Below are 25,437 nucleotides of genomic sequence, written 5' to 3' on the forward strand. Positions count from 1 at the left end.
ACTCCTCTTACCCAGCCAGGAGCGGGTCAAGCAGCCGCGGCCGGAGCCAGCCTCTCCGGTGGCACCGGGCGGCCGAAGTGGTAGCCCTGCAACAGATCGAAGCCGGCCTCGGCCAGGATGTCGGCCGTCGCCTGGTCCTCGACGCCCTCGGCCACCAGCGTCAGCTCCAGGCCCTGGGCCATCCGGGCCACGGCGTCCACAATGGCCCGTTCGCGGGGGTCGTGGACGCGGTGCACGAACGACTGGTCCAGCTTCAGCTCGTCCAGCGGCAGCCGGGTCAGCAGGGCCAGCGACGTATAGCCCGTCCCGAAGTCGTCCATGGCCACCCGGACGCCGAGCTCGCGGACGCGGCGCAGGCGCTCGGCGCCCCGCTCGGGCCGGGTCATCACCGCGCTCTCGGTGATCTCGACGATCAGCGCGTGCGAGGGCAGGCCGTGCTGGGCCAGCAGGCCCGCGATGACCTCGACGATCCGGTCCTGAGCGAGCACGGGCGCGGGCAGGTTCACCGCCACCGGCACCCGCCAGCCCTCCCGGTGCCAGCAGGCGGCCTGGCGGATGGCGTCGCTGAGGATCCGGTCGGTGAGGGGGGTGATGACGTCGGAGCGCTCGGCGGCCGGCACGAAACGCCCCGGCAGCAGCAGCCCCTGCCGCGGATGCCGCCAGCGGACCAGCGCCTCGAGCGAGCGGACGGCGCCGGTGCGGGCGTCCACGAGCGGCTGGTAGTGCAGCTCCAGCTGGCCCTGGTCGATCGCCGTGCGCAGCTCGGACTGCAGCCGCAGGTCGGTGACGCTCTCGGCGGCCAGCTCGGGACGCCAGTGCTCGACGGTGGTGCGGTGACGTTTGGCCGCGTACATGGCGGAGTCGGCGCCGGCCAGCAGGTCGCCGAGGTCGAGGCAGCCGGCGGCGATGCCGAGCGAGGCCTCGGCGGTGATCGGCACGCCGGCCACGGGAAAGGGACCCTGGATGTCGCGCAGAAGACGACGGCCGACTTCTTCGAGGTACGTGTCGGAGCCGTCCCCGAGATCATCGAGGAGCATGACGAACTCGTCGCCGCCGAGCCGGAACGTGCCGGCGTGACCCGGGAAGGCGCTCAGCTCGTCGGCCACCTGCCGCAGCAGCTGGTCGCCGCGGGCGTGCCCGAGCGAGTCGTTGATCTCCTTGAACCGGTCGAGGTCGATGAGCAGCAGCGCGATCGGCTTCTCGGCCGCCAGCAGCGCGCCCGCCACCTCGCCGAGCAGGCGGCGGTTGCCGAGCCCGGTGAGCCCGTCGTGCAGGGCCAGGGTCTCGTAGCGGCGGCTCAGGTGCTCGATGAGCGGGCCGGCCGGCGCGAGCCCGACGGAACCGCCGGGAAGGTCGACCACGACCGGGCCGGCCTTGTCGGCGCCGGGCCGGGCCAGACAGGCGCGGGCGGCGTCGTCGAGGGCGGCCCCGGCGGGGACGACGAGGGCGGGCTCCTTGAGAAGGCGCCGCACACGGCGGCGGAAGAGCAGCGCCCGGCCGTAGCCGAGCCGCCCGGCGAGGACGGTCTCGAGATAGGGCCGGTCGAGGACATACAGCTGCCCCGCGTCCGAAGCGACGACACCGAGGGATTCGGGGTCGGCGCGCAGAAGCGCCTCGATCACCCCGATCTCGGCGTCCGCGTCGACAACCGTCACCGGCGTGGCAAGATCGCCGACCACCGGCGCGTCCGACATCGGCACCCTCCCCAACCCGACGGCGAGCGTACGCCGGGCGGCGCCCGAACTCCGACACGGTCATCGAAAATTCATCAAGCCACCCGGGTCAGACGCAGGTAGTTCCGCCCCACGGCGTGACGAGCGCCACGGGGTTCGACCCGTAGCCGTACGGTGGCGCCGGGTCCGAGATGGACCGGAAGGTCCGGACTGCCGGTCCAGTCGAGCTGCGCCCGCACGGTGTGCGTCCCCGGCGGCAGGGCCACGGAGATCTCCCGCCCACAGCGCACGGCCCCCTTGACCTCCCCGTCGACAACGATCTGAAAGGCCCGGGCACGGTCGAGCCACGCCCCGGCGGGCCGCTCCACAGTCAGCGTGGCGATAACGGTCATACCGACGATGTTCCCACCGGAAGCGCTTGCCCGCAGAGCTCGCCACGGTCACTGGTACGCGGGTGAGGGCCGCCGGTCCTCGTGACACTGACGCAGAGCGGACGCCACCGCCATGATGGCGATGACGGCGTTGGATCGCGTGTACTGGGTGGCGCCCACCGCGTGGGCCGTGGCGTGCCGGTTGTAATGAGCAGGCACCGGGTCCGATCGGCGCTGGTACGTGCCCACCGCGAGAAGCAGAGGTGCGAACGCCAGGCCACGGCGGAGATGAATCCATTCCTCGCGACGGCGCAGATCTTCGATCGCTTCCCTGACGGCTCGATAGGCCTGCCACTCCCCGAACGGACAGGCCTCGCGCAGAGTGGTGTCGAGAATGTTCGACGCCAGGGCCTGGGCCGCGGAATGATGTCCGTCCCGGGCCGCGGCGCAGGCTTCGGACACTCGTGAGGCCAGTTCCGCGAGAGGCCCCGGCTGCGACTCCGCGGCCGCCGAGCAGCAGTCATCGAGGATCTCAGCCTCATGAGCAAGAACCCGGGTGCGAAGATCCGAAGGGTCCGATCGCATGAGATCGGCCAGGACCTCGGGGCGCGGCACCCAGGCCACCGCGATTCCTTGGTGAGCCACCCTCCCCAGTGCCGCCACGATGCCGCCCGCCACGCTGAAAGGCTCACCCGTCCAGTTGGGCGCGAACCCGTACCTGATCGTGCGCATGGCCGCGCTCGCCGAACCGCCCAGCCGTGGCTCATGCGCCGCGAGGACTTCCAGCAGGCCACGGACCCGGGTGTTCAGTGCTCCCATGCACCCATTGTCCGCTAGTAAGCGACACCGATGGCGTGGCGGATGGTGGTGGGGTCGGTGACGCAGTGGAGCATCTGGTGGGCCACGTCGGCTCGGGAGATGGACGTGCCGCCGCGGACGTTGCGGTCCACCGCGGTGCGGTAACGCCCGGTCAACGGCTTGTCGGTCAGGCGCGGCGGGCGGCTGATCGTCCAGTCCAGGGGGCAGGCCCGGACCGCGTCCTCCATGGTGGCCAGGTCCTCGTAGTGGGTGCGGAACATGGTCTTGGCGAACCGCGCGCCCAGGTGCCTCATGAAGAAGCCGTCGCCCGGGTCGTGGCGGGGCGGGTGGGGCCGCGCCGGCGACGGGACCGTACCCATCGGGGCGGCGCTGACCACGATCAGGCGGCCGCCCTCCGGGGCCGCCTCGATGATGGCCTCGGTGCCCTTGGTGGCCACTCCCGCCTCCGCGTTCGTGCGCGCCCCCAGGCCCGAGAGGATCGCGTCGGCGTCCGCGAACGCCTCGGCCAGGGCGAACACATCCGGCCGGGACAGGTCGGCCGGGACGACCCGGACCGATTCGGTGATCTTGTCGGGGTTGCGGACGACGGCGGTCACGTCGTGGCCGGCGGCCAGGGCCTGCCTCAGGAGTTCGCGCCCGATGCCGCCGGTGGCGGCGACGATGACGAGTCGCACGGTAACCTACCCTTCGAGCCTCGGATAATACGAAAACCGTAGCAGTTTAGTTCGGAGACCGAAAGATATGAGTTCCGTAGAAACTCGGCGCCTGGCCAACGGCGTACGGCATGAGCTGCGCGAGCTCGGTCTTCAGCTGACGCTGCTCACCCACCAGGTGAGCGCGCGGCTGGACCTGCGCGACGTCGATCTCGACTGCCTGCACTTGATCGTGCGCAACGGGCCGTTCTCGCCGAGCGCGCTGGCCAAGGCGGCCGGGCTGCCTCCGGCCACGGTGACGGGCGTGCTCGACCGGCTGGAGAAGGGCGGCTGGATCGTCCGCGAGCGCGACGGCGCCGACCGCCGGGCGATCCTGGTGCGGATCGTGCCCGAGCGGGGCGCCGACGTGCTGCGGCAGTTCCGCGGGATGATCACCGCGGTCGGGGACATCTGTGAGTCGTACAGCCCGGAACAGCTCGAGGTCATCACCGACTTCCTGCGGCGCACGGCCGAGGCCGGTGCGGGCGAGGCGGCCCGGCTCAGTCGGTGAGCAGCTTGCGGACCTCGCGCTCGTCCGGGGAGCCGACGACCTCGCCTTCCTCGTACGCCTCGATCACCCGCGGATCGACGTAGGAGGCCCGGGCCACCGCCGGGGTGTTGCCCAGCAGCTCGGCCACCTCCTTCATCGCGTGCGAGACCGCCTTCTTGCGCTTGGCCTTCGTCGGCTGCGGTCCCACCTCGGCCAGCTCGGCCGCCGCCTTGACGGTGCCGTGCCAGGTGCGGAAGTCCTTGGCGGTCATCCGGTCACCGCTGATCTCGCGGAGATACTCGTTGATCTCGTCCGCGTGCACCTCGTGCCACTTACGCCCTTCCCAGTACGCGAACAGCCGGGCGGCGCCCCGCCGGCGGCGCTTGAGATCCTTCAGGACCGTGCACACCTCGCCGTCGTCCACCGAGCCCGAGTGCTCCACCCCCGACTTGCCCGTGAACTCCATCAGCACACAGCCACCGCTCGTGCGGATGTGCTCCGGCCGCAAGGTCGACAAACCGAAGGACGGGTCTTCCTCCCGTACGGCGTACTGGTCGCTCCCGATCCTGAACATGTTCATGTCGAGCAGCGTGACGATCGAGGCCAGCACCCGCGACCGGCAGAGCCCCCGGCCTGACGTCAGGTCGGCCCGCAGCCGGTCGCGGATCTTCGGGAGGCGGGCCGCGACCTCCAGCGCGTGGTCGAACTTCTTCTCGTCCCGGGCCGCCCGCCAGGCGTCGTGGTAGCGGTACTGCTTGCGCCCGGCCGCGTCGACGCCGATGGCCTGGATGTGCCCGCGCGGATCGGCCGAGATCCACACGTCCTTCCAGGCGGGCGGGATGACCAGCGCCTTGATCCGCGCGATCTCGTCCTCGTCCTTCAGGACCGCGCCCTCGGTGTCGAGGTAGGTGAAGCCCTTGCCCGCGCCGCGCCGCCCGTAGCCGGGCCTGCCCAGGTCAGAACGCCGAAGCCGCATCGAGCACCTCGGCCGGCGTCACTGCGAGCAGGGCGGGATGCACGCCGGGCGCCATGCTGTCGCCCGGCGTGCTGCGGGTGCCATGCCAGATGCTTCGGTGGTACGCCCGTTCGGGCGGCCCCCAGCGCGAAGGCGACATCGGCCCGAACAGCACGACCGACGGCGTCCCGTAGGCCGACGCCAGATGCGCGATCCCGGTGTCACCGCTGATCAGAAGACGCGCCTTGGCGACAAGCCCCGCCAGCTGAGCCAGCCCGGTCCGCGGCACCACCGCTCCGCCGAGCCCGGCCTGCTGGGCCACTCGTTCACACAGTGGGCGTTCCGCCTCGGAGCCCGTGACGACCACCCGATGGCCCGCACCGGTCAGCGCGGCCGCGACCGCCGCGAAGCGTTCGGCCGGCCAGCGCCGCGACGGCGACTTGGCACCCGGGTGGATGATCGTCACACCGGACGGGACATCCACCTCGGGCACGGCCAGAGACAGGTCCGAATCGTCCGCGGGCACGCCGTAGTGGCGCAGCAGACGGCACCAGCGATGCACCTCGTGGTCCTCCTCGTTCCAGGTGGGACCGTCGAGATGCCCGGCCGGGCCGCTGGCAAACGCCCACAGCTTCGCCGGTTGTGTCGCTTGCAGCAGCCGGTGCGACTCCGGGCCGCTGCCGTGCAGGTTGACCGCCACCTCGGGCGCGTCGCGCTCCCACCGCCACGGGGTCAGCCCGCCGGTCGGGATCACCTCGTCCACCACCCCGGTCAGCTCGATCAGCGGGGTCAGCCAGGCGGGCGCCGCGAGCGCCAGGGCACGACCGGGAAAGGCGCCGCGGAGCCCGCGCAGGGCGGGCACCGCGGTCGCCAGGTCGCCGACGCCGAGGGCGCGAAGGGCGAGGATCACGGGTACGAGCTCTCCTGCTCGGCGGCGATGACCAGTTCCCGCACCGCACAGCCGGCCGGCTGGGCGAGGGCGAACATGATGGCGTTGGCGACGTTGGCCGGGTCGTTGAGGATCGCGTCCGGCCCCGGCTTGTACTGCTCGTCGCGCTCGTCGAAGAACTTCGTCCGCATGCCGCCCGGCACGACCAGGGTGACGTTGACCTGCCCGGCCAGCTCGGCCGACAGGGCGCGGGTGAAACCGACGACACCGAACTTCGCGGCACAGTACGCCGTCGCGTCGCTCACCGCCTTGACACCCAGCGTCGACGAGATCGTGACGACGCCACCGTGCGACTGCTTGAGCGCCGGGATCGCGGCCCGGATCACCGCGGCCGTGGACAGCAGGTCGATGGTGACGATCCGGTCCCAGACCTCGCCCGGAATGTCGGCCAGCGCCCCCGGCACGTCCATGCCGGCCGCGGTCACGACCCCGTCCAGCGATCCACCGGCATCGGCGATGGCCTGCCGGGTGGCGGCCTCGGCGGCGCGGGTGTCGGCCAGATCGCAATCGATCCAGGGAACGTCGGCCGACGGCTTCTGCCGGTCGATGACGTACGGCCGCCCGCCCGCCTTCAGAACCGCGTCGACCACAGCGGCGCCGAGCCCGCTCGATCCACCGGTGACAATGACAGCGTCCATGTGTGTCTCCTTCATCTCTGTGACGTCGCGGAGCGGGCCGCGGCGATGGTGCCGGTGGTGGAACGGCCGTCCAGGTAGGGGACGATGACGGTCTGGCCACCCCAGCGTTTGACCAGCTCGGCCTCGGGAAGCTCGGGCCCGCCGTCGGCATAGTCGCCGCCTTTGACCCAGACGTCAGGGCGAAGCCACGACAGGACCGACTCGGGCGTGGGTTCGTCGAAGACCACGACGGCGTCGACGCAGTCCAGGGCCGCGAGCAGCCGGCTCCGGTCGCGCTCGTTGGTCAGCGGCCGTTCCGGCCCCTTGAGCCGGCGTACGGAATCGTCGCTGTTCAGGCAGACGATCAGGCAGTCACCAAGCTTGCGGGCGGCTTGCAGTGTGGCCAGGTGCCCGATGTGGAGCAGATCGAAGCAGCCCCCGGTCGCGACGACGGTGCCCCCGCGCTCCCGCACCGCGGCGAGGAGCCTGCCCGCCTCCGCCGCACCCAACCTCGCGCCCGCAGCACCCAAACTCGGGTCCGCAGCACCCACCCTCGAGCCCGCAGCACCCAGACTCGCGTCCGCAGCACCCACCCTCGAGCCCGCCGCACCCAGACTCGCGTCCGCAGCACCCACTCTTGAGCCCGCCGCATCCACTCTCGAGCCCACTCTCCCCACCCTCTCCGACATTTCCGATTTGTCGCCCGAGCCTTGGCTCGGGGCGGAAGCAGAGGGGAAGGCAGGGCTGGAAGCGGAACCGGAAGCAGGGCTGGAAGCGGAACCGGAAGCAGGGCTGGAAGCGGAACCGGAAGCAGGGCTGGAAGCGGAACCGGAAGCAGGGCTGGAAGCGGAACGGGAGGCAAGGCCGGAAGCAGAACCGGAAGAGGAAGCGGAGCCGATGGCAAAAGCGGAGGAGGAGCGGGAAGCGGACGCGGAGCCCGAGGAGGAGCGGGAAGCGGAAGCGGAGCCGGACAACGGTGGCGCCAGCGCGGTGGTGACACCGCCGGTGGCGACGTATGAGGAAGCGGCGGCTACCGCGTCCTGCACGGCCTCGGAGACCAAGGCGCCCGAGGCCAGGGCCAGCGCGGCAGTGGCGGCGAACCGGTCGCCCGCACCGCACGTGTCTCCGTCGGACACTGACGGGGCCAGGACTACCAGCGGGGTCGGGCCCGAGTGACACAACACCGCGCCCTCCCCTCCGCAGGTGACCACGACCGCGCCGGCCCTCCAGAGCTGGCGCAGATGGTGGCCGCCGCGTTGCGCGACGGTCAGGGTTGATCCGTCCCCGGCGTCGCCGCTCATCCGGCGTACCTCCGAGAGGTTGGGGGTGACCAGGCGGGCGTTGGCCACCGGGGCCGGGCCGTTGGGGTGTGGATCCCAGACGATCGGCGCCCTGACCTCGCCGAGTGCCCGGCGGATGGCCGCATGCCGGGCCATGCCGCGGCCGTAGTCGCTCACCAGGATCGCCGCCGCCGAGGCCAGCATCTCCAGGACCGCCGCCGGCGCCTCGCCCGGCTCCTGCGGCGCGCCGCCCCGGTCCAGGCGCAGCAGCACCTGCCCGTCGGCCTTCAGCCGCATCTTCTCCGGCGTCGAGCCGGCCAGCGGCAGTGCGTACACCTGCACGCCCGCCTCGGTCAGGAGCTGACTCAGCCGCGCGCCGCCCTCGTCGTCGGCGAGCGCGGTCACCAGGGCCACGTCGTGTCCCTGCCGGGCCGCCAGCAGGGCGGCCAGCCCGGCCCCGCCCGGACGGTCGTTCACCTGCCGCTCGTCCAGGACCGGGACCGGCGCGTCCGGCGCTATCCGGTGCACGCTGCCCTCGACGTCCTTGTCCAGCAGGGTGTCGCCGATGATGACCAGCAGCGGGCTCATACGCTCACCCGCATCTGCTCGCTGAGGATCTCCGGGGTGCCGGCGAAAGGGCGTACCACCGCCGGCAGGGTCTGATCGATGTATTCGCACATCAGATGGACCGCGAGCAGGTGCAGCTCCTGCACCACCTGGCTGTCCGGTGACGGGCACCGCAGCGCCTCGTCGCTGGCGTCGGCCAGCGGATTCGGGCCCTCGCCGGTCATCGCCCACGTGCGCATGCCGCATTCCTTGGCCGCGCGCACGGCGGCGATCAGGTTCGGGCTGCGGCCGCTGGTCGACATCGCGATCAGCACGTCGCCGGGGCGGCCGTGCGCGCGGACCTGCCGGGCGAAGACCTCCTCGAAGCCGTAGTCGTTGCCGATCGCGGTGACCGCCGACGAGTCCGGGGTGAGCGCGATCGCCGACAGCGGCATCCGCTCGTCGCGGAGGCGGCCGACCAGTTCGGCCGCCAGATGCTGGGCCTCGGCCGCGCTGCCGCCGTTGCCGGCGACCAGCAGGCGGCCGCCCTGGCCGAGGTGCCAGGCCAGCTGGCCGCCCCACCGCGCCAGCCGGCCCGCGACCGCCCGGAACGGGACGATCGAGGTCGCCAGCGCGGTCAGGTGCCGGTCGACGGGGGAAAGGTCGTGGGACATCAGGCAACCGCCTCACGGGTGGGTTCGGGGGTGACGCCGGCCGCGCTCGCGTAGACGGAGGCGAGCCGCCCGGCAATGCGGGGCCACGCGTAGGAGTGCACGGCGCGGTCGACCGAGGCCGCCGCGTAGGAGATGCGCCGCACGTCGTCGGCGAGGAGTTTGCGCAGCGTGACCGCGAGGGCGGCCGGGTCGCGGGCCGGCACCAGATCGCCGGTGACGCCGTCGACCACGGTGTCGGTGAGCCCGCCGACGGCCGTGCCGACCACCGGCACGCCGCAGGCCATCGCCTCGAGCACGGTGAGCCCGAACGGCTCGTACCAGGGCGTCGCCGCCACCACGTCGGCCGAGCGGTACCAGGCCGGCATCTCGTGGGCGGCCACCGCGCCGGCCAGCCGCACACGGTCGCCGACCCGGCAGGCCTGGGCCAGGGTCAAGAGCTTCTGGGCGTACGGGTCGGAGTCGAGCCCGGTCAGCGACGGCCCGCCCACCACGACGAGTTCGGCGCGCGGCACGCCGGGCAGCGCGCGGATCAGGTCCTCCACGCCTTTGCGCTCGACCAGCCGCGCGACGGTGAGGATGCGCGGCCGCTTGCTGCGGGGCACCGACGGCCCGTCCGGGCGGAAGCGGTCGGTGTTGACCCCGGAGGGCACGAGCGACATCCGGGAGCGCGGCACCCCGAGCTTGATCAGCTCCTGGATCTCGTCCTGGCACTGCACGATCACCCGGTCGACCGCGCGGCCGAGCTCCCGCTCGTAGGCGATGCGCCGGGGCGGGCTGGTGTCGGCCGCGCCCTGGTGGCGCCGCTTGACCGAGCCGAGCGCGTGGTAGGTCTGCACGACCGGCACGTCGCAGGCCCGCCCGGCGGTGATGGCCGCGAGCCCGCTCATCCAGAAGTGGCCGTGTGCCACGTCCGGCCGCCATTCGCCGCGCCATTCCGCGGTGAGGCATTCGGCGAACTGTCCCATGTAGGGCAGCAGCTCGTCCTTGGGCAGCGAGGTGGCCGGGCCGGCGGGCACGTGCACGACCTCGAAGAGCGAGCCCACCGGCACCACGGCCGGCAGGTCGGGGTCGTCGCGGCGGGTGTAGACGCGTACCTCGTGGCCGTCGGCGGCGAGCGCACTGGCGAGCTCGGCCACGTGCGCGTTCTGCCCGCCGGCGTCGATGCCGCCGAGGGCGGCGAGCGGGCTGGCGTGCTCCGAGATCATCGCGATGCGCATGTTTCCTCCTCCAGCAGCCGGTCCCAGTCCGCGAGGAACCGGTCCAGGCCGTAGCGGGCCAGCGCGACCTGACGGGCCCGGGTTCCGAGGCTCCGGGCGGCCTCGGCGTCCTCGAGCAGCCAGTGCGTGGCCTCGACGAGCGTGCTGACGCGGGTGTCGAGCACCCCGGCGTCGGGTGGCACCGCGGCGACCGCCTCCGTGGTGGCCAGGCCGACCACGGGCATGCCCATCTGCATGGCCTCGATGAGGCTGAGCCCCAGCGACGTCCAGCGGGTGAGATGCAGATATATCCGCCGCCGGGCGACTTCGGCGTGCATGACGTGCTGGGGCGGGTCGTCATAGGGCGTGATCCGGGGCCCTCGCAGGCCCTCGACACCCATCCCGAACACGTCCAGCGGCGCCACCGCGGCGAACCGCGGGAACAGGTCGGTGCCGGTGACACGGTGGCGCCGGACCGGCTCGTTGGTGACGATCGCCAGGTGCTCGATGTCCCCCGACCACCTCGGTGACGGCTCGACGATGCCGTGCTCGATCACGGTGGTGCGGGTGCCGCCGGTGTCCCAGAACAGCTCGTTGAAGTCGGTGACGTGGGCGACGATCAGGTCGTCGCGGTCGGCCATCGGATGCCGGCTGTTCGGCACGTCGCCCTTGGGCGTGTTGTGCTCCACGTAGATCACCGGCACGCCGCGCGGCACCAGCTCCAGTTCCTCGGGCCGCTGGACGATCGCCACGTCGACGTCGCGGATCTGATCCAGCGGCAGTTCCTCGGCCGTGGCCGGCCAGTCGAACGTCTGTGCCCGCCCGCGGCCCATCGCGTCGCGGGCCTCGTTGACCGGGATCAGGTAGCGGTGTTTGCCCTGGACGAACGACGTCGTCCAGGATCCGTGCACGTGCCAGAGCAGAATGTTCACGCTGCTACCTCGGTGCGTTCGTGAGCCCCGGCGGCCAGCAGCCGGACGGCCGCCACCACCCGCGCGGGCTCGATGTCGGACAGGCAGGGATGGCCGGCGACCGGGCAGAGGGTGGCCCGGGTGGCCCGGCAAGGCGCGCCGGCGTCGCCGAGCCGCACGTTCGGAACCCGATAGGGGCCCCACTGTCCGTAGGGGACGGTCGGCGCGTAGAGGCTGACGACGGGTGTGCCGACCGCCGCGGCGAGATGCGCCGGCCCGGTGTTGCCGACGACCAGGCAGCTTGCTCCGGCCAGCAGATCGGCCATCTCCCGGAAGGAGGTCCTTCCGACTTCGACCCCCACACCCCCACTGACGTACGCCGCCAGGGCGCGCTCGCCGCTGCCGCCGGTCACCAGGACCCGGTGCCCGGCGGCGGCCAGCCCGGCCACGATCCGGCGCATGGTCTCGGGCGGGCACGACCGCGCCTCGCAGCTGGCTCCCGGATGAACCACGACGTAGTCACCGCCGCCCTGGTGGCGGGCTCCGGTCACCCGCAGGCTCCCGTCGTCGCCGGGCGGCAGCCCGAAGCCGGCCGCGGCGGCGACGCTGCGGGCCCGCTCGGCTTCCGGGATGCCCGCGGGAACGCGATGCCGGACGTCCAGCAGGGAGCCCGGGTAGTCGTCGCTGATCGCCGTGATCCGCCCGACTCCGGCCAGGCGCAGCAGGAGCGCGAGCGGCAGCGCGGACTGATGGAACGACGTGAAGACGACGGCCTCGTCGGCGCCGACGTCACGAAGCCGCTGGGTGAGCGCGGCCATCTCGTCCGCGTCCACCGCACCCGGCTCGGCGTCGATCCAGGGCAGCCGCCACTCGACGATCTCGTCGACCCCCGGCAGCAGCTCGGCGGCGCCCCGCCCCCGGGGCCCGCAGAGCAGAACGACCCGCCGCGCCCCATGCGCGACGGCCCGAATGGCCGGCCCGGTGACAAGCACATCCCCCGCCGAGTCGGACCGCACCACGAGCACAGTCCCAGCGCGGGCCGACTCAGCGCGGGCCGGCTCAGCGCGGGCCGGCTCGGGGTGGGCCGGCTCGGGATGGGCCGGCTCGGGGCGCGGGGCCGGGGTGACCAGGGCTTCTCGGCCGAGGATCAGCTCGGCGGCTTCGAGCAGGGACGAGGCGACCGCGGGGGCGGCGGCGACCTCGGGCGGAAGGGTGACGGGGGTGGGCACGAGGACCCCGGCGGCGCCGGCGGCCAGGGCGGCGCCCATGTCGCGGCCGATGTCACCGACGACCACGCAGCGGGCCGGGGTCGTGCCCAGCGCCTCGGCGGCCGCGAGGACCAGGCCGGGGGCGGGCTTGCGGCAGTCGCAGCCGGCCGTGTCGTCGTGCGGGCAGATCTGCCAGGTGCCGAAGCCGCCGAAGATCTCGTCGACCCGCCGGTTCACCGCGGCCAGCTGGTCGGCGCCGAACCGGCCCCGGGCCAGCCCGGACTGGTTCGTGACGACGCCCAGGCGCAGCCCGGCCGCGCGCAGCCGGTCGACCGCCTCCCGAGCGCCCGGCATGGGCTCCACGAGGGACGGATCACCGTTGTACGGCACGTCAACGACAAGCGTGCCGTCCCGGTCGAACAGCACAGCGTCGAACAGCTCGGTCACCGGCTCGCCCCCACCGGAGCCGCGGCCCCCACGAGCGGTTCCGCCCGGCGCCACCGCCAGGCCCCGCGCAGCCAGTGCACGACGGCCACCGGCGGGATGACAGCGCTGGTCACCAGCATCGTGCCCACCTCACGAGGCGTCCGGGGCCCGGGGGCGATCCGCGCCGCCGCGAACTCGGCCGTCCCCGCCGCCCAGACCAGACCACCCGCGACCGCGGCCGCCGCCCAGAAGCCCCTCCCCCGAGCCGACGCGCCCACGACGGCTGCGGCGGCGAGAGCCGCGACGCCGGCGGCCGTGACCGCGGCGTGGCGGGACCGACGGCCCGGCGGAATCTCCAGCAACGAGCGCCAGTCCGGGCCGTACAGGCGGCGCAACAGCGCGTCGTCCGCGTTCCCCCGCTGAGTCCGGACGCTGACCCACGGGCTCTCCGGGCGTACCGGATGGGTCACCCGGCGGTGGCCACGGACCAGGGACCAGCCGTCCAGGCGTACGCGGAAAGCAAGATCGGCGTCCTCCCGGAAAGCTCTCGGCAAACGCTCGTCGAAGCCGCCGGCCCGCGTCAGGGCGGCGCGGCGATACGCCATGTCGGCGGTGATCCAGGCCCCGTCGGCCAGGGCCGCCGTCACCCGCTCCCAATCCGTCGGCCGGCGGCCGGCCGGCACCGGAACGTGCACCCTGCCCTGCACGCCGCCCACGTCCGAACCCGCCTCATCAAGATCCGTGCGCAGCCGCATAATCCAGTCCGAATCGGGCAATACGTCGTCATCGAGGAAGGCGATCCAGTCGCCGTGGGCGGCCTTCACCCCGGCGTTGCGAGCGGCCGCCGGCCCCCGGGCCGGTCCCGCTACCACGTTCGCCGCGATCTCCAACGGCGGATGCGGCGCGGGCCGGTCGTCGACCACGATCAGCTCCACGCCGGGCGGCAACGGCCCGAGGGCGGCGATGAGGGCGGCCAGGCTGGGACGCCCCAGCGTGGGCACGACTATGGAGATCACGCGCCGAACGCCTTCGCGCGGTGCACCGCGAACGGGCCGATGGCGAGCAGGTCGACCGGCGCCGAGCCGAACAGCTCCATCGCCTCGCGCGGGGTGTCGACCATCGGCCGGCCGGCCGTGTTGAGCGACGTGTTGACCACCACCGGAAGACCGGTGAGCTCCTCGAACTCAGCCAGCAGCGACGCCACCAGCGGTTCGGTGTCGGTGTGGACGGTCTGCACGCGGGCCGTGCCGTCGACGTGGGTGACCGCCGGGATGCGGTCCTTCCACTCCGGCTTCACCTTGTGCACGAACAGCATGTACGGGCTCGGGTAGACGCCCTCGAAGATGTCCGCGAAGCGTTCGGCCCGCACCATCGGGGCGATCGGGCGGAACTGCTCGCGGCCCTTCACGTCGTTCATCCGGGTCTGCGTGTCCTTGTCGCCCGGGTGGGCGATCAGCGACCGGTGCCCCAGCGCGCGCGGCCCGTATTCGCTGCGCCCCTGGTACCAGGCCACGATGCCGTTGCCCGCGAGCACGCGGGCCGCCTCGGCCGCGATCGACGAGGGCCGGGTGTACGGCAGGGCGGCCCGCTTGAGCTCCGCCTCCAGCTCCTCGTCACTCCAGCCCCGGCCGAGCGCGGCCGAGCCGAACGGGATGTTCTTCTTGCCGATCGCCAGCGCCGCGCCGAGCGCCGTTCCCGAGTCGCCGGCCGCCGGCTGCACCCACACCCGCTCGTACGGTCCCTCGGCCGCGATCCGGGCGTTCGCGACGCAGTTCAGCGCCGTCCCCCCGGCCATCGTCAGCGTCGACGGGCCGCCCGCCGCGTCGTACGTCCATCGGGCCAGATCGAGCATGACCTCTTCCAGCCTGGTCTGGACGCTGGAGGCCAGGTCGGCGTGCGCCTCGGTCATCTCGCCGTCGGCCGTGCGCGCCTTGGCCAGGGCGTCCCAGTCGATGCGCTCGACGGTGAAGCCGCCGTCGTCGTCGGCGTGCACGAGTTCACGGAGAAGACCGAGGAACTTCGGGCTTCCGTACGACGCCAGCGCCATCACCTTGTATTCGTCGCTGGAGTGCAGGAACCCCAGGTGGCGGGTCAGGTCCTCGTAGAGCAGCCCGAGCGAGTGCGGCAGCTCCTGGCTCCGGAGGATCTCCAGTTCGCCCCCGCGGTAGGCGCCGGCCAGGTGGCTGGCCACCTCGCCGCGCCCGTCGAGCACGAGCACGGCGCTGTCCTCGGGCACCGACAGGCCGGCCGAGGCGGCGTGGGCCACGTGGTGCGGCACGAACGTGACCTGTGACGGGTCGAGGCCGGGCAGCGCGGTGGCCAGGAACTGCGGCGCGCGGCGCGCGTAGTCGACGCGCATGGCATCCGACGGGTCGCTCACGCCGAGCGAGGACAGGTCGCGGGTCAGGGAAGGGTCGAAGGAGTAGGCGACCGCGTCCAGGTCGTCCGGGCGCAGTCCGGCCTCCTCCAGGCACCAGGCCGCGGCCAGCTCGGGCAGTTCCCACGCGGCGAACGGGACGGGCCTCTTGCCGTGCTTGCGACGGCTGAACCTCTCCTCCTCGGCGGCGGCCACGACGCGGCCGTCGACGATCAGCGCGGCGGCCGGATCGTGGAAGATGGCATTGATTCCCAGGACACGCATGAGGCGCCGGATACCCCCGCTTCCGCGAAGTACTCCCATGATCATTGACTTCTCAAAAAAATAAAAAGTGGCCTCCTACCTGCACTGATGTGAGGTTTGGAATCCTTGCCCCTGGGCAAACGCCCGCCCATGTATGACGTGGAGCAATATGTGGCCGGCGCCTGGGAACCGGGCAATTCGGGCCACAAACTGACCGTCGCGAACCCCGCCGACGGCACCGGCGTGACACGGGTTCCGATCTCCTCGGAGAGCGACGTGACGGCAGCCGTCGCGGCCGCCCGCGACGCCGCGCCGGGCTGGGCCGCCACCGCCCCGGCGGCCCGCGCGGCCGCCCTGCACGCCGCCGCGAACGCCCTCGAGGCCGGCGCGGACGAGCTCGCCGAGATCATGAACGCCGAGATGGGCAAGCCGGTCGACGGCGCCCGCGAGTCGATCGGCGCCGGCGCCGGCACGCTGCGGCAGTACGCGGAGCTGGGCCCCACCCACCGCGGCCGCACGCTGGCCGGCGACGACGGCGCGATCGACCTGATGGCGTACGGGCCGCGCGGCGTGGTCGCGGTCATCACCCCCTGGAACGACCCGGTCGCGGTCGCCTGCGGCCTGCTCGGCGCGGCCCTGGTCACCGGCAACACCGTGGTCCACAAGCCGAGCGAGCGGACCCCGGCCACCGGCTGGCGGGTCGTCCAGCTGCTGGCCCCGCACTTCCCGCCCGGCGTCCTCAACCTGGTCAACGGCGACGGCGCGGCCGGTGCGGCCCTGGCCGCGGCCGCGGTGGACGTGGTCGCGCAGGTCGGCTCCACCGCCACCGGCCGGTCGATCGCCGCCGCGTGCGCCCGCACCGGGGCCAAGGCGCTGCTGGAGAACGGCGGCAAGGACCCGGTGATCGTCGACGCCGGCGTGGACCCGGCCTGGGCGGCCCAGCAGGTCGCGCTCGGCGCCTTCGTCAACTCCGGCCAGATCTGCGTCGCCGTCGAGCGCGTCTACGCGCACCGCGACGTCGCCCCCGCCTTCCTCGACTGCCTGGCCGCCGAGGCCGACGCCTGGGCCTCGCGGATCGGGCCGATGGTCGACCGCCGCATGCGCGACGCGGTCGACGAGCAGGTGCAGCAGGCGGTCAAGGACGGAGCCCGGGCCGTACGCGGCGGCGCCGTTCCCGCCGGTCCCGGCGCCTACTATCCGCCGACCGTGCTCGCCGACTGCACCGACGACATGACGGTGATGCGCGAGGAGACGTTCGGCCCGGTGGCGCCGGTCATGGTCGTCGACTCGTTCGAGGAGGGGCTGCGCCGCGCCGCCGACTCACCCTACGGCCTCGCGGCGACCGTGCTCACCACCTCGATGAGCCACGCCCAGCAGGCCTGGCGCTCGCTGCCGGCCGGAACGGTCAAGGTCAACGCGGTCTTCGGCGGGGCTCCGGGCGGCGCCGCCCATCCGCGCCGCGGAAGCGGGCAGGGATTCGGATACGGCCCGGAGCTGCTCGACGAGATGACGGTGGTCAAGGCGGTGCACATCGAGGCGCCGCCGTCGGGCTGGTAGCTACAGCTTGCGCAGGGCCGCTTCCACCTCCGGCGGGAGCGGCCTTCGGTGGTTCAGGGCCCAGGGCAGGTCACTCAGGGCGTCGGTCATTCCCCGGGGGCTTTCCCGTACGGCCGTGAGCAGCGCCCGCCCCACGACGGCGGGCGGGCGGCGCAGCAGCGCGGTCAGCACCCGGTTGCGCGTCTCCCGGCGGGCGCGGGCGCCGTTGTCCCGGCCCGCCGGTTGCGGCAGGTGCCGCACGGTGAGCTCGGGGGCGTACGACAGTTCGTACCCGGCGGCGGCGAGATCCATGGCCAGGAGCGCCTCCTCGCCGTACACGAAGAGTCTCGGCTCGAAGCCCCCGGCGGCCAGGAAGGCGTCCCGCCGCACGATCACCGAGCAGGCCAGGAAGCCCAGGATCGACGGCCCGGCGCTCCCCCGCCCCAGCGCGCTCGCGGCCATCGCCGCCGACACCGGGTCGAGCCGGCCCTCGGGCCCGACCAGCACCCGCGCCGCCAGCAGGGCGACACGGGGATGGTCGTCCATGATCCGGACGGCGCGGGCCAGCGAGCCGGGCGTCCAGTACGAGTCGTCGTCGGCGAAGGCGACATAACGGGTGCGGGCCCGCTCCACCCCCACGTTGCGGGCGGCCGCGCCCCGGTTCTCGCCCAGTCGGACGACGTCGACGCCGGGCAGGGCGGGCAGCTCCTGGTCGGAGGCGTTGTCGACCAGGATCGTCCGGGCGAGATGCCGGGGCATCGTCTCGCGCAGACGGTCGGCCCGGTTACGGGTGGCGACCACGACGGTGACGTCCTCGGTCTCCACCGACAATTCATTGGTGTCCAGCGACATGGCGGTGCGCTTACCCCGGACGGACTTTTTCTAGAGCTGGTTTTTCAGCTCTTTTTCGAAGAAGTCGAAGAATCCATCGGGATCGGGGCCGGCATTCATCAGAACGATGTGGTCATATCCCGCTTCCGTGTATTCCTTCACCGATTTGACGTACGGCTCGGGGTCCGGCCCGTGCGCGAACTTCTCGGCCACGTCCTCGGGCCGCACGGTGGCCGACGCCGCCTCGAAATTGACCGGATTCGGCAGTTCGGCCATCACCTTCCAGCCGGTGACGCCCCAGCGGCTGGTCTCGTGCGCGGCCTTGACCGCCGCCTCCGCGGTAGGGGCCCACGCGACCGACACCTCGGCATATTTCGGGCCCTTGCCGCCGCTCTTGGCGTACGTCTCGACCAGGTCCTTACGCGGCTCGGTCACGAACAGGCCGCCGCCGTGGGTGGCGGCGAGCTCGGCGGCGTCCTTGCCGCCGGCGGCCACGGCGATCACCGGCAGCTTCTCCGGCAGGTCGAACACCTGCGCGTCCTCGAGCTGAAGGTGCTTGCCCTCGTACGACTGATAGCCGCCCCGCCACAGCAGATTGATGATCTCCAGCGCCTCCACGAGACGCTCGTGCCGGCCCCGCACGCTGGGGAATCCCTGGCCGACGACGTGCTCGTTGAGCCGCTCGCCGGCGCCGATGCCCAGCGTGAAGCGGTCGTCCGAGATGATCGCCAGCGTGGCCGCGGCCTGCGCGATGATCGCCGGGTGGTAGCGCACGGTCGGGCAGGTCACGCCGGTGGCCAGGCCCAGCCGGTCGGTGCGCATGGCGATCGCGCTCAGCACGTTCCAGGCGAACGGTGAGTGGCCCTGCACGTCGAGCCACGGGTGGAAGTGGTCGCTGATCTCCACGAAGTCGAATCCGGCCTGCTCGGCACGGACCGCCTGACGGATCAGCTCCTTGGGTCCGAAGGCCTCGGCGGCCAGCTTGTATCCGAGTTTCATACCTGTACAGCTTCCCGGCCCGGACCTTCGCAAACGCGCTGGTCCGGGCCGGGATCGCCGCTGTGTCAGGAGGCGGCGGAGCGCGCCTGGTCCCGTACGTCCTGCGCGTTGTCCTTGGCCGTCGACTTGGTCGTCTGCACGGCGTCCTGTGCCGTCTCTTTGACCTGGCCGAGCGCCTCCTGGGCCGAGCCCTGAAGGTCCTCGCGCAGCTCCTGGGTGGCGTCCTTGACCTTCTCGGTCAGGTCGCCGCTGTGCTCCTTGAGCGCCGCGCCGGCGCTCTTCTCGGCCTCGGTGACCGGGATCAGCGTGGCCGCGAGCATGCCGACACCGAACGCGATGATGCCGGCCGCGATCGGGTTGCCCTGCGTCTGCTGGGCCACCGCGTGCGGGGCCTGCTTGACGGCACCGGCCGCCTGGTGCGCCTTCTCGCTCGCCACGTCGCCGACCTGGCTCGCCTTGTCGCTGACCGCGCCGCCCACCTGGCTCGCCTTGTCGCTCACCGTTCCTCCTACGTCCGACGCCTTGGTCGTCGCGCTGTCGCTGACGCCCATGACCTTGTCCTTGACCGCGGTCCAGCGCCGCTGCGCCACCTTCGTGGGGCTCGTCTTCTCGGCGAGCAGGTCGACGTCGCGGGTCAGCGAACGCCGGGTGTTCTCGATGTCCTGCTTCAGCCGGTCGGGTTCTTCAGCCATTGGGCGTCCTCCTTGAGCGTGTCGACGGTGCGGCGCGGCATGGGGTCGACGTTCTTGAGCTTCTTCTTGCCGTTCGCGTAGAGGACGCCGCCGACGGCGCCCCAGACGACCGCCACGATCAGGGCGGCCCAGCCGGCGGGCATGACGGCGTCGAGCGCGAACACGGCGGCCAGGCTGAGGAAAAGCACCGCGAGGTAGCCGGCGAACCCGGCCCCGCCGAGCATCCCGGCCGCCTTGCCGGCCTTCTTCGCCTCCTGCTGGACCTCGGCCTTGGCCAGCTCCACCTCCTGGCGGAACAGTTGGGACAGGTCGTTGCTGATGTTGCCGATCAGCTCACCGACCGAGGTCTCGGAGACCTCTTCGGCCCGGTTGTGCTGGTACGGGGTGGTCATCGTGGACGCTCCGGGCTGTCCACCACGTACTCGCTGGCGACCGAGGGCGTGCCGGTGCCGGTCGAGGTGTACTCGGTGGCGCTGGCGTATCCGCCGGTCGGCGCGGCCACCGGCTGCGTCGTGCCGGCCGGGTACTCCGGCGTGGTCGCCGGATAGCCGGTCGCGTACTGGGCCGTCGTGGCGCTCTCGGTGTTCGTGGTGGACACGAACGAGTCGCTGCTCGGCTTGGCGGCGCTGTCGCTCGAGTCGGCCTTGGCCACGCTCTTGCCGAGGCGGCCCACCACGAAGCCGGCGGCGAGCGCGGTGGCCAGGAACGCGCCGGGACGCCGGCGGGCGAAGTCCTGCACCTCGCGCAGCACGCCCTCGGGCCCGTTGCGGTCCAGATAGTCGGCGAACTGCCGGCCGCCGTCGGCGATCCGGGTCACGACCTGCGCGGCCGGGGTGTCGCCACGGTCGCCGCGCATCTGGTCGAGCTGGTCGGCGGTGTCGCGGATGGAGCCGACGAGACGGTCGTTCTGCGTACGCGCCTGCTCGTTGACCTTGCCCTTGACGTCCGAGGCAAGGTTGCTCACCTGCGTCTTCGCCTCGTCACCGACCCGGCGGGCCTGTTGTTTGGCGGTGTCCTTCACGTCGGCCGCGGCCTCGCCGGCGGCCTGGCCGGTCTGGGAGGCGACCTCCTTGGCCTTCTCCTTGGCCCCGCTCGACTGGCTCTCGGCCGGAGTGGAGTAGGTCTCGGTGTAGACCTCGGTCGTATACGTCTCGGCCGGGTACGTCGCCTGGGTAGGCACCTCGACGGGATCGACGGCGCCCGGTCCGCGAACGCCCGATGGCACGTCACTCATGGGTTTCCTCCAGTGGGGATTTCGACGTCCATTCAGCTACCCGTCACGACGCCACCCATTCACGAATTCGTGTGCTTAATAGCGCGAATCCCGGTACGCATGATTCGCGCCGGAGCGGGTATCCGACCGCTTCTGCCCGGCGCCCGGGCCGCCTGTTACCCTCCCGAATCGTGAGCGATCTTTTCGGCCGCCGGGTCATCGGCGGGCGCACATTCGATTTCAGCCGCCAGGTCGCGGTGATGGCGATCGTCAACCGCACCCCCGACTCGTTCCACGACCGGGGCCGGACGTTCGCGCTCGACCGCGCCGTCGAGGCGGTCGAGGCGGCGGCCGAGGGCGGAGCCGACTGGATCGATGTCGGCGGTGTGCCCTTCGCGCCCGGCCCCGAGGTCTCGGCGGCCGAGGAGCTCGACCGGGTGCTGCCGGTGGTCGAGGCCGCGCGCTCGCGCACGGTCGTCTCGGTCGACACCTACCGGCCGGAGGTGGCGGCGGAGGTCATCAAGGCGGGCGCGGGCGTCATCAACGACACGTCGGGGTTGCGTGACCCGGCGATGGCGGACGTGGTGGCCGGGACGGACGCCCAGCTGGTCATCACCCACAGCCTGGCGGCGCCGCGCACCCTCTGGCCCAGTCCGCGGTACCGGGACGTGACGGCCGAGGTCGCGGACTTCCTGCGGTCCCGCGTGCGCCTGGCGCTGGACCACGGCGTACGGCCGGATCAGATCATCATCGACCCCGGGCCGGACCTGAACAAGAACACGCGGCACACGCTCGAACTGACCCGGCGGCTGGGCGAGATCGCCGAGGTGGGATATCCCCTGCTGGCCGCGGTGAGCAACAAGGACTTCATCGGGGAGACGCTGGACGCCCCGCAGCACGAACGGCTGGCCGGCACGCTGGCCGCCCTGGTCTTCTGCATCGAGCGGGGCGCGCGGATCGTCCGCGTCCATGATGTCCGGTCGGCCGTGGACGCCGTCCGGATGACCGAGGCCCTGCTCGGGTGGCGCGAGCCCGCCTATCTCCGGCACAACATCTGAGGCTTCAGAGCAGGGCGGCCACCGTCCACTCGCCGGCTATGGCGACTGTCACCAGCAGAGCGACGGCGACGCCATGGCGCATGGTGGCGTCCGGGCCGGCCACCCAGCGGTAGGCGAGGACCGCGAAGGGGATGAAGGGGAAGCCGCCCAGCAGGCCGAAGAAAAGGGCGCCGGCGGTGCCCGCGGTCAGGCGCCACCAGGAGGACTCGTAGGCGACGTCGCCGACCAGGCGCACGTCCACGCGGGTGCCGGTGGCGACCTCGTCGCGGACGAAGGCGACCGTGACCTGGCCCGGCGACGCGGCGGTCTCGCCGGCCGGGGTGAACGGGCCGGCGCAGTCGGTGATTCTCGTGTTGATCTCGGCGTCCAGGACGTCGGTGGCGCAGGCGGTGACGGTCACTGTGCCCCGCTCGCCGATCAGGCCCGAGCGGGCCAGGGCCTCCCGGCCGAACTCGCGGGCGCCCAGGGCGCACAGCCACATCCAGCCCAGCGTGACGGCGGCCAGGAGAGTCCAGAAAACCAGTTTCGATCCCAGGTCACGCTTCTTCTCGCCGCCCCGCGTCACACTCACGAAGTCCATTCTGGACGTGGGGAGCGCCTCAGTCGAACTTCTCGTCGGGATAGGTGCCGGCCAGCTCGGCCGACCAGGGCTGGAGCGGCACGGCGGCCGGACCGATCACGCGCATCGAGGCCAGGCAGGTGAGCAGCATGCCCTCGCCGAAGAAGGCGCGGGCCTCCTCCGGGGAGCAACCGGTCAGGCCCCGGATGGTGTCGTAGAGACGGCCGAAGCCGGCCCGCACCGGGTCGCCGATGGCCGGGTCGTCGCTGGCCGCGAAGCCGTGCAGCAGCATGGCCATCAGCTCGCGGCGGCCGAGCAGCTCGAAGTAGGCGTGGCCCAGACTGGGCAGGGTGGGTTCGCGGTCGGCGGCGGCCCGGAACGTGGCGTCGATCAGGTCGACGGTGTGGTGCATCGCGGCCAGGAAGAGCTCCTGCTTCGTGCGGAAGAGCCGGATGACGTACGGCTGTGAGACGCCGGCCAGGCGGGCCACCTGATCGGTGGTCGTGCCGGCGTAGCCGCCGCTGCTGAACGCGGTGACGGCGGCCGCGACGAGCTGCTCCTGGCGCTCCTCGGCGGTGAGACGGATGCGAGACATGTTGACAGATTATCAGTCGATAACTACGTTGGTTATCAGTCGATAACAACTTGGGGGACGACAGTCATGACCGCCGTACTGGAAGCACCCGCCGCGCCCCGGCGCGGCGCCAAACCGCTGGCCGCGGTGCTCGCCGCCGTCGGTATCCCGACCTTCATGGTCGCGCTGGACAACCTGGTCGTGAGCACGGCGCTGCCGGTGATCCGGGCCGACCTGGGCGCCTCGCTGACCGACCTTCAGTGGTTCGTGAACGCGTACACGCTGCCGTTCGCCGCGTTCCTGCTCACCGCGGCCGCCCTCGGCGACCGCATCGGCCGCCGCCGCATGTTCGTGGCCGGCCTGGTCGTCTTCACGCTGGCCTCGGCCGCCGCCGGCCTGGCCTCGTCGCCGTGGCAGCTCACCGCCGCCCGCGCCATCCAGGGCCTCGGCGGCGCCGCGGTCGCCCCACTGGCCCTGACCCTGCTCTCGGCGGCGGTGCCCGACCGCATGCGGACCGCCGCCATCGGCATCTGGGGCGGCATCAGCGGCCTGGGCGTGGCGGTCGGCCCGGTCGTCGGCGGCGCCGTGGTCGAGGGCCTCGACTGGCACTGGATCTTCTGGCTGAACGTCCCCGTCGGCGTGGTCGCGGTGGTCCTGGCCCGCACCGTCCTGAGCGAGTCGCGGGGCGGCGCCCGCCGCCTCGACCCGCTGGGCCTGGTCCTCTCCGCCGCCGGCATGCTGCTGGTCATCTGGGGCGTCGTGGACGGACCCGACCACGGCTGGACCTCGGCCCGCGTCCTCGGCATGCTCATCACCGGCGCCGTGCTGATCGCCGCGTTCCTGTTCTGGCAGACCCGCAACCCGTCACCCATGATGCCGCTGTCGCTGTTCCGCTCCCGCGGCTTCGGCCTGGTCAACCTGGTGACCCTGGCCTTCTCGGCCGGCGCCTTCGGCTCGGTCTTCCTGCTGGCCCAGTTCTTCCAGGTGGTGCAGGGCCTGAGCCCGCTGGACGCCGGCCTGCGCACCCTCCCCTGGACCGCGGCCCCCATGATCGTGGCCCCGCTGGCCGGCATCTTCGGCGACCGGATCGGCCAGCGCAACCTCATCCTGGCCGGCCAGACCTTCCTGGCCGCCGGCATCCTCTGGATGGGCCTGTCCATCGGCACCGACGTCACCTACTCGTCCCTGGTGGCCGCGTTCGCCCTGGCCGGCATCGGCATGGGCCTGACCTTCGCCCCGGTCAGCACGGTAGCCATGGCCAGCGTCACCGAGGACCAGCGCGGCGTGGCCTCCGGCGTCAACAACACCATCCGCGAGCTGGGCGTGGCCGTCGGCGTGGCCGCCCTGGCCTCGATCTTCAGCTCGTACGGCAGCTACGCCACCCACCAGTCCTTCGTGGACGGCATCAAGCCCGCCGTGATCGTAGGCGCCCTGATAGTCGCCGCCGGCGCCTTGATCGCCCTGTTCCTCCCCCGCCGCAGGCCCTGACCCACCACCACGCCCACGAGCCGGACCGCCACCGCGGCCCGGCTCGCCGTGGTTCACCGTTGCTCGAAATCGAGGAGACACCCCACCGCATGCCCCCGGCGTCATAGCAAAGATCGGCATACCGGACCGCGTCGACCTCCCGCCCCCGCACGCGAGTCTCCAGCACCCGCCTCGGGAATCGGCGTAGCCGGATCCGGCCCGGCGTCCCGATACATCCCCAACTCCGGGACACCGCGCCGCGCGTAATCACCAGGCAGCGCGCAAGCTCCAACCCGGCGGCCGCCCTGCGATCTCGACGGCTTCGGCCGGTTCGGTATCCAGGCTGGTGGTGACGGGCGCGAGGCACGCTTCGCGGAGCGGGCCCAGGCCCCCGCAACGGCGCTCTTCGGCCCATATGCCCGTCGACACGCGCGAGAGGTGCCGGGCAGTTGACCAGGGCGCGGACGTCGATGGCGCGGCCGTGCCCAAGGACCTCGACGACCATGGCGTCAATCCACACGAGGCGCAGGGCCCAGCGCCCAAGGGCGGCCCGAACCGACCGGCACGGGCCGAAAGACAACCCACCGGCCGCGCACAGAGGCCACCGAACCCGCGCAACCGGCCTGGAATTGCCGCGCAACCCACCACCAAGCAGGCCCGCGTGACAAAGCTCCCCCACTTTCACCACAGCGCGGCAGCGAACAGCACCGCACCCCCATCGCAAGGTGACCCCTGAGCCGGACCACCCACCCAGCGGCCCCCAACCACATCCTGGCCGTCACGGAAAACCCCGCAAGGCGGGGAGCCGGGGGTGCCCAATCGAGGCATAAAGCGCTCCCCAGCCAGCCCGATTGGGCACCCCCGGCTCCCCGCCGTCTCAGCGCAGGAAAGCCCCACCCACCCAGAGCAACCACAGCAGTCAGTCGGGTGGGTGACAGCGATCGAAAAACCGTTCGGACCGAGATGATCTCCACAGATCCACCCGGATGATCTAGCACCCCCTCCCCACCTGGGCGCCTACCACCTAAAGACCCGACGCCCCACTGGACAAAAAGGACGATAAAGGCAGCGATTCCAAGGT

25 protein-coding genes are annotated in these 25,437 nt (G+C 72.2%); 4 read left to right on the forward strand and 21 right to left on the reverse strand.

Features of this window, described 5'->3' with window-relative positions:
- Positions 1-26 precede the first annotated feature (26 nt).
- The 4 genes from ACFY36_RS07640 to ACFY36_RS07655 all read right to left on the reverse strand — a co-directional run bounded on the left by ACFY36_RS07640 (position 27) and on the right by ACFY36_RS07655 (position 3,537).
- Complete coding sequence (locus ACFY36_RS07640; protein ID WP_499745109.1) at positions 27-1,694, reverse strand: putative bifunctional diguanylate cyclase/phosphodiesterase; 1,668 nt, start codon at positions 1,692-1,694, stop codon at positions 27-29.
- Positions 1,695-1,768: 74 nt separating this feature from the next.
- Positions 1,769-2,065 (reverse strand): hypothetical protein, encoded by a 297-nt coding sequence (locus ACFY36_RS07645; protein WP_499745110.1) that lies wholly within the window; start codon positions 2,063-2,065, stop codon positions 1,769-1,771.
- A gap of 48 nt (positions 2,066-2,113) precedes the next feature.
- The gene (locus ACFY36_RS07650) at positions 2,114-2,863 is read right to left on the reverse strand and encodes a hypothetical protein (protein WP_499745111.1); all 750 of its coding nucleotides are present in this window, start codon (positions 2,861-2,863) and stop codon (positions 2,114-2,116) included.
- Positions 2,864-2,877: 14 nt separating this feature from the next.
- Positions 2,878-3,537 carry an NAD(P)-dependent oxidoreductase gene (locus ACFY36_RS07655; protein ID WP_499745112.1) on the reverse strand — a complete coding sequence of 220 codons (660 nt, stop codon included), beginning with the start codon at positions 3,535-3,537 and terminating at the stop codon, positions 2,878-2,880.
- Positions 3,538-3,604: 67 nt separating this feature from the next.
- On the opposite strand from ACFY36_RS07655, the gene ACFY36_RS07660 reads away from it, so the two are divergent.
- Positions 3,605-4,066: a MarR family winged helix-turn-helix transcriptional regulator gene (locus ACFY36_RS07660; RefSeq protein ID WP_499745113.1), complete on the forward strand. Its 462-nt coding sequence runs from the start codon at positions 3,605-3,607 to the stop codon at positions 4,064-4,066.
- Here ACFY36_RS07660 and ACFY36_RS07665 read toward each other — a convergent pair.
- From ACFY36_RS07665 to ACFY36_RS07710, 10 genes are read right to left on the reverse strand one after another with little or no spacing between them, the layout of a single operon-like run.
- Positions 4,056-5,021, reverse strand: coding sequence for a DNA topoisomerase IB (locus tag ACFY36_RS07665; RefSeq protein ID WP_499745114.1), 966 nt, complete (start codon positions 5,019-5,021; stop codon positions 4,056-4,058). The two genes, ACFY36_RS07660 and ACFY36_RS07665, sit on opposite strands and share 11 nt — an antisense overlap.
- Complete coding sequence (locus ACFY36_RS07670; protein WP_499745115.1) at positions 5,002-5,910, reverse strand: glycosyltransferase family 9 protein; 909 nt, start codon at positions 5,908-5,910, stop codon at positions 5,002-5,004. Before ACFY36_RS07670 ends, ACFY36_RS07665 begins: the two co-directional genes overlap by 20 nt.
- Positions 5,907-6,587 (reverse strand): SDR family oxidoreductase, encoded by a 681-nt coding sequence (locus ACFY36_RS07675; protein ID WP_499745116.1) that lies wholly within the window; start codon positions 6,585-6,587, stop codon positions 5,907-5,909. The genes ACFY36_RS07670 and ACFY36_RS07675 overlap by 4 nt, the downstream gene beginning before the upstream one ends.
- Positions 6,588-6,598: 11 nt before the next feature.
- Positions 6,599-8,434, reverse strand: a complete 1,836-nt coding sequence (locus tag ACFY36_RS07680; protein ID WP_499745117.1) for a PfkB family carbohydrate kinase — start codon at positions 8,432-8,434, stop codon at positions 6,599-6,601.
- Positions 8,431-9,066 carry a D-sedoheptulose-7-phosphate isomerase gene (locus ACFY36_RS07685; RefSeq protein ID WP_499745118.1) on the reverse strand — a complete coding sequence of 212 codons (636 nt, stop codon included), beginning with the start codon at positions 9,064-9,066 and terminating at the stop codon, positions 8,431-8,433. The genes ACFY36_RS07680 and ACFY36_RS07685 overlap by 4 nt, the downstream gene beginning before the upstream one ends.
- Positions 9,066-10,283 (reverse strand): glycosyltransferase, encoded by a 1,218-nt coding sequence (locus ACFY36_RS07690; RefSeq protein WP_499745119.1) that lies wholly within the window; start codon positions 10,281-10,283, stop codon positions 9,066-9,068. Before ACFY36_RS07690 ends, ACFY36_RS07685 begins: the two co-directional genes overlap by 1 nt.
- A complete protein-coding gene (locus tag ACFY36_RS07695) occupies positions 10,268-11,194 on the reverse strand; it encodes a glycosyltransferase (RefSeq protein WP_499745120.1) in 927 nt (308 codons plus the stop codon). The genes ACFY36_RS07690 and ACFY36_RS07695 overlap by 16 nt, the downstream gene beginning before the upstream one ends.
- On the reverse strand, positions 11,191-12,828 hold the full coding sequence (locus ACFY36_RS07700; protein ID WP_499745121.1) for an HAD-IIIA family hydrolase: 1,638 nt from the start codon (positions 12,826-12,828) through the stop codon (positions 11,191-11,193). Before ACFY36_RS07700 ends, ACFY36_RS07695 begins: the two co-directional genes overlap by 4 nt.
- Positions 12,825-13,823, reverse strand: a complete 999-nt coding sequence (locus tag ACFY36_RS07705) for a glycosyltransferase family 2 protein (RefSeq protein ID WP_499745122.1) — start codon at positions 13,821-13,823, stop codon at positions 12,825-12,827. Before ACFY36_RS07705 ends, ACFY36_RS07700 begins: the two co-directional genes overlap by 4 nt.
- Positions 13,820-15,448 carry a carbamoyltransferase family protein gene (locus ACFY36_RS07710; protein WP_499745123.1) on the reverse strand — a complete coding sequence of 543 codons (1,629 nt, stop codon included), beginning with the start codon at positions 15,446-15,448 and terminating at the stop codon, positions 13,820-13,822. The genes ACFY36_RS07705 and ACFY36_RS07710 overlap by 4 nt, the downstream gene beginning before the upstream one ends.
- A gap of 129 nt (positions 15,449-15,577) precedes the next feature.
- On the opposite strand from ACFY36_RS07710, the gene ACFY36_RS07715 reads away from it, so the two are divergent.
- Positions 15,578-16,984, forward strand: coding sequence for an aldehyde dehydrogenase family protein (locus tag ACFY36_RS07715; RefSeq protein ID WP_499745124.1), 1,407 nt, complete (start codon positions 15,578-15,580; stop codon positions 16,982-16,984).
- Here the strand turns inward: ACFY36_RS07715 and ACFY36_RS07720 are convergent, their stop codons facing one another.
- The 5 genes from ACFY36_RS07720 to ACFY36_RS07740 all read right to left on the reverse strand — a co-directional run bounded on the left by ACFY36_RS07720 (position 16,985) and on the right by ACFY36_RS07740 (position 20,719).
- Complete coding sequence (locus ACFY36_RS07720; RefSeq protein ID WP_499745125.1) at positions 16,985-17,815, reverse strand: glycosyltransferase family 2 protein; 831 nt, start codon at positions 17,813-17,815, stop codon at positions 16,985-16,987. It abuts the gene before it with no gap.
- A gap of 30 nt (positions 17,816-17,845) precedes the next feature.
- Positions 17,846-18,793, reverse strand: coding sequence for a TIGR03557 family F420-dependent LLM class oxidoreductase (locus ACFY36_RS07725; protein WP_499745126.1), 948 nt, complete (start codon positions 18,791-18,793; stop codon positions 17,846-17,848).
- Positions 18,794-18,858: 65 nt separating this feature from the next.
- Positions 18,859-19,485: a DUF3618 domain-containing protein gene (locus ACFY36_RS07730; protein WP_499745127.1), complete on the reverse strand. Its 627-nt coding sequence runs from the start codon at positions 19,483-19,485 to the stop codon at positions 18,859-18,861.
- Complete coding sequence (locus tag ACFY36_RS07735; protein ID WP_499745128.1) at positions 19,461-19,877, reverse strand: phage holin family protein; 417 nt, start codon at positions 19,875-19,877, stop codon at positions 19,461-19,463. Before ACFY36_RS07735 ends, ACFY36_RS07730 begins: the two co-directional genes overlap by 25 nt.
- The gene (locus tag ACFY36_RS07740; protein WP_499745129.1) at positions 19,874-20,719 is read right to left on the reverse strand and encodes a hypothetical protein; all 846 of its coding nucleotides are present in this window, start codon (positions 20,717-20,719) and stop codon (positions 19,874-19,876) included. The genes ACFY36_RS07735 and ACFY36_RS07740 overlap by 4 nt, the downstream gene beginning before the upstream one ends.
- 170 nt (positions 20,720-20,889) lie before the next feature.
- Here ACFY36_RS07740 and folP point away from each other — a divergent pair, with 170 nt between their 5' ends.
- The gene (folP, locus tag ACFY36_RS07745; RefSeq protein ID WP_499745130.1) at positions 20,890-21,756 is read left to right on the forward strand and encodes a dihydropteroate synthase; all 867 of its coding nucleotides are present in this window, start codon (positions 20,890-20,892) and stop codon (positions 21,754-21,756) included.
- Positions 21,757-21,760: 4 nt separating this feature from the next.
- On the opposite strand, the gene ACFY36_RS07750 is transcribed toward folP, so the two are convergent.
- A complete protein-coding gene (locus ACFY36_RS07750; protein WP_499745131.1) occupies positions 21,761-22,327 on the reverse strand; it encodes a hypothetical protein in 567 nt (188 codons plus the stop codon).
- 28 nt (positions 22,328-22,355) lie between these two features.
- Entirely contained in the window at positions 22,356-22,910 is a 555-nt protein-coding gene (locus ACFY36_RS07755) for a TetR/AcrR family transcriptional regulator (protein ID WP_499745132.1), read from the reverse strand.
- 66 nt (positions 22,911-22,976) lie between these two features.
- Between ACFY36_RS07755 and ACFY36_RS07760 the strand changes: the two genes are divergently transcribed.
- Positions 22,977-24,377, forward strand: coding sequence for an MFS transporter (locus tag ACFY36_RS07760; RefSeq protein WP_499745133.1), 1,401 nt, complete (start codon positions 22,977-22,979; stop codon positions 24,375-24,377).
- The last annotated feature ends 1,060 nt before the right edge of the window (positions 24,378-25,437 follow it).

Origin of the sequence: Actinoplanes sp. NPDC000266 (assembly GCF_042899005.1) — a bacterium.
Taxonomy (GTDB): domain Bacteria; phylum Actinomycetota; class Actinomycetes; order Mycobacteriales; family Micromonosporaceae; genus Actinoplanes.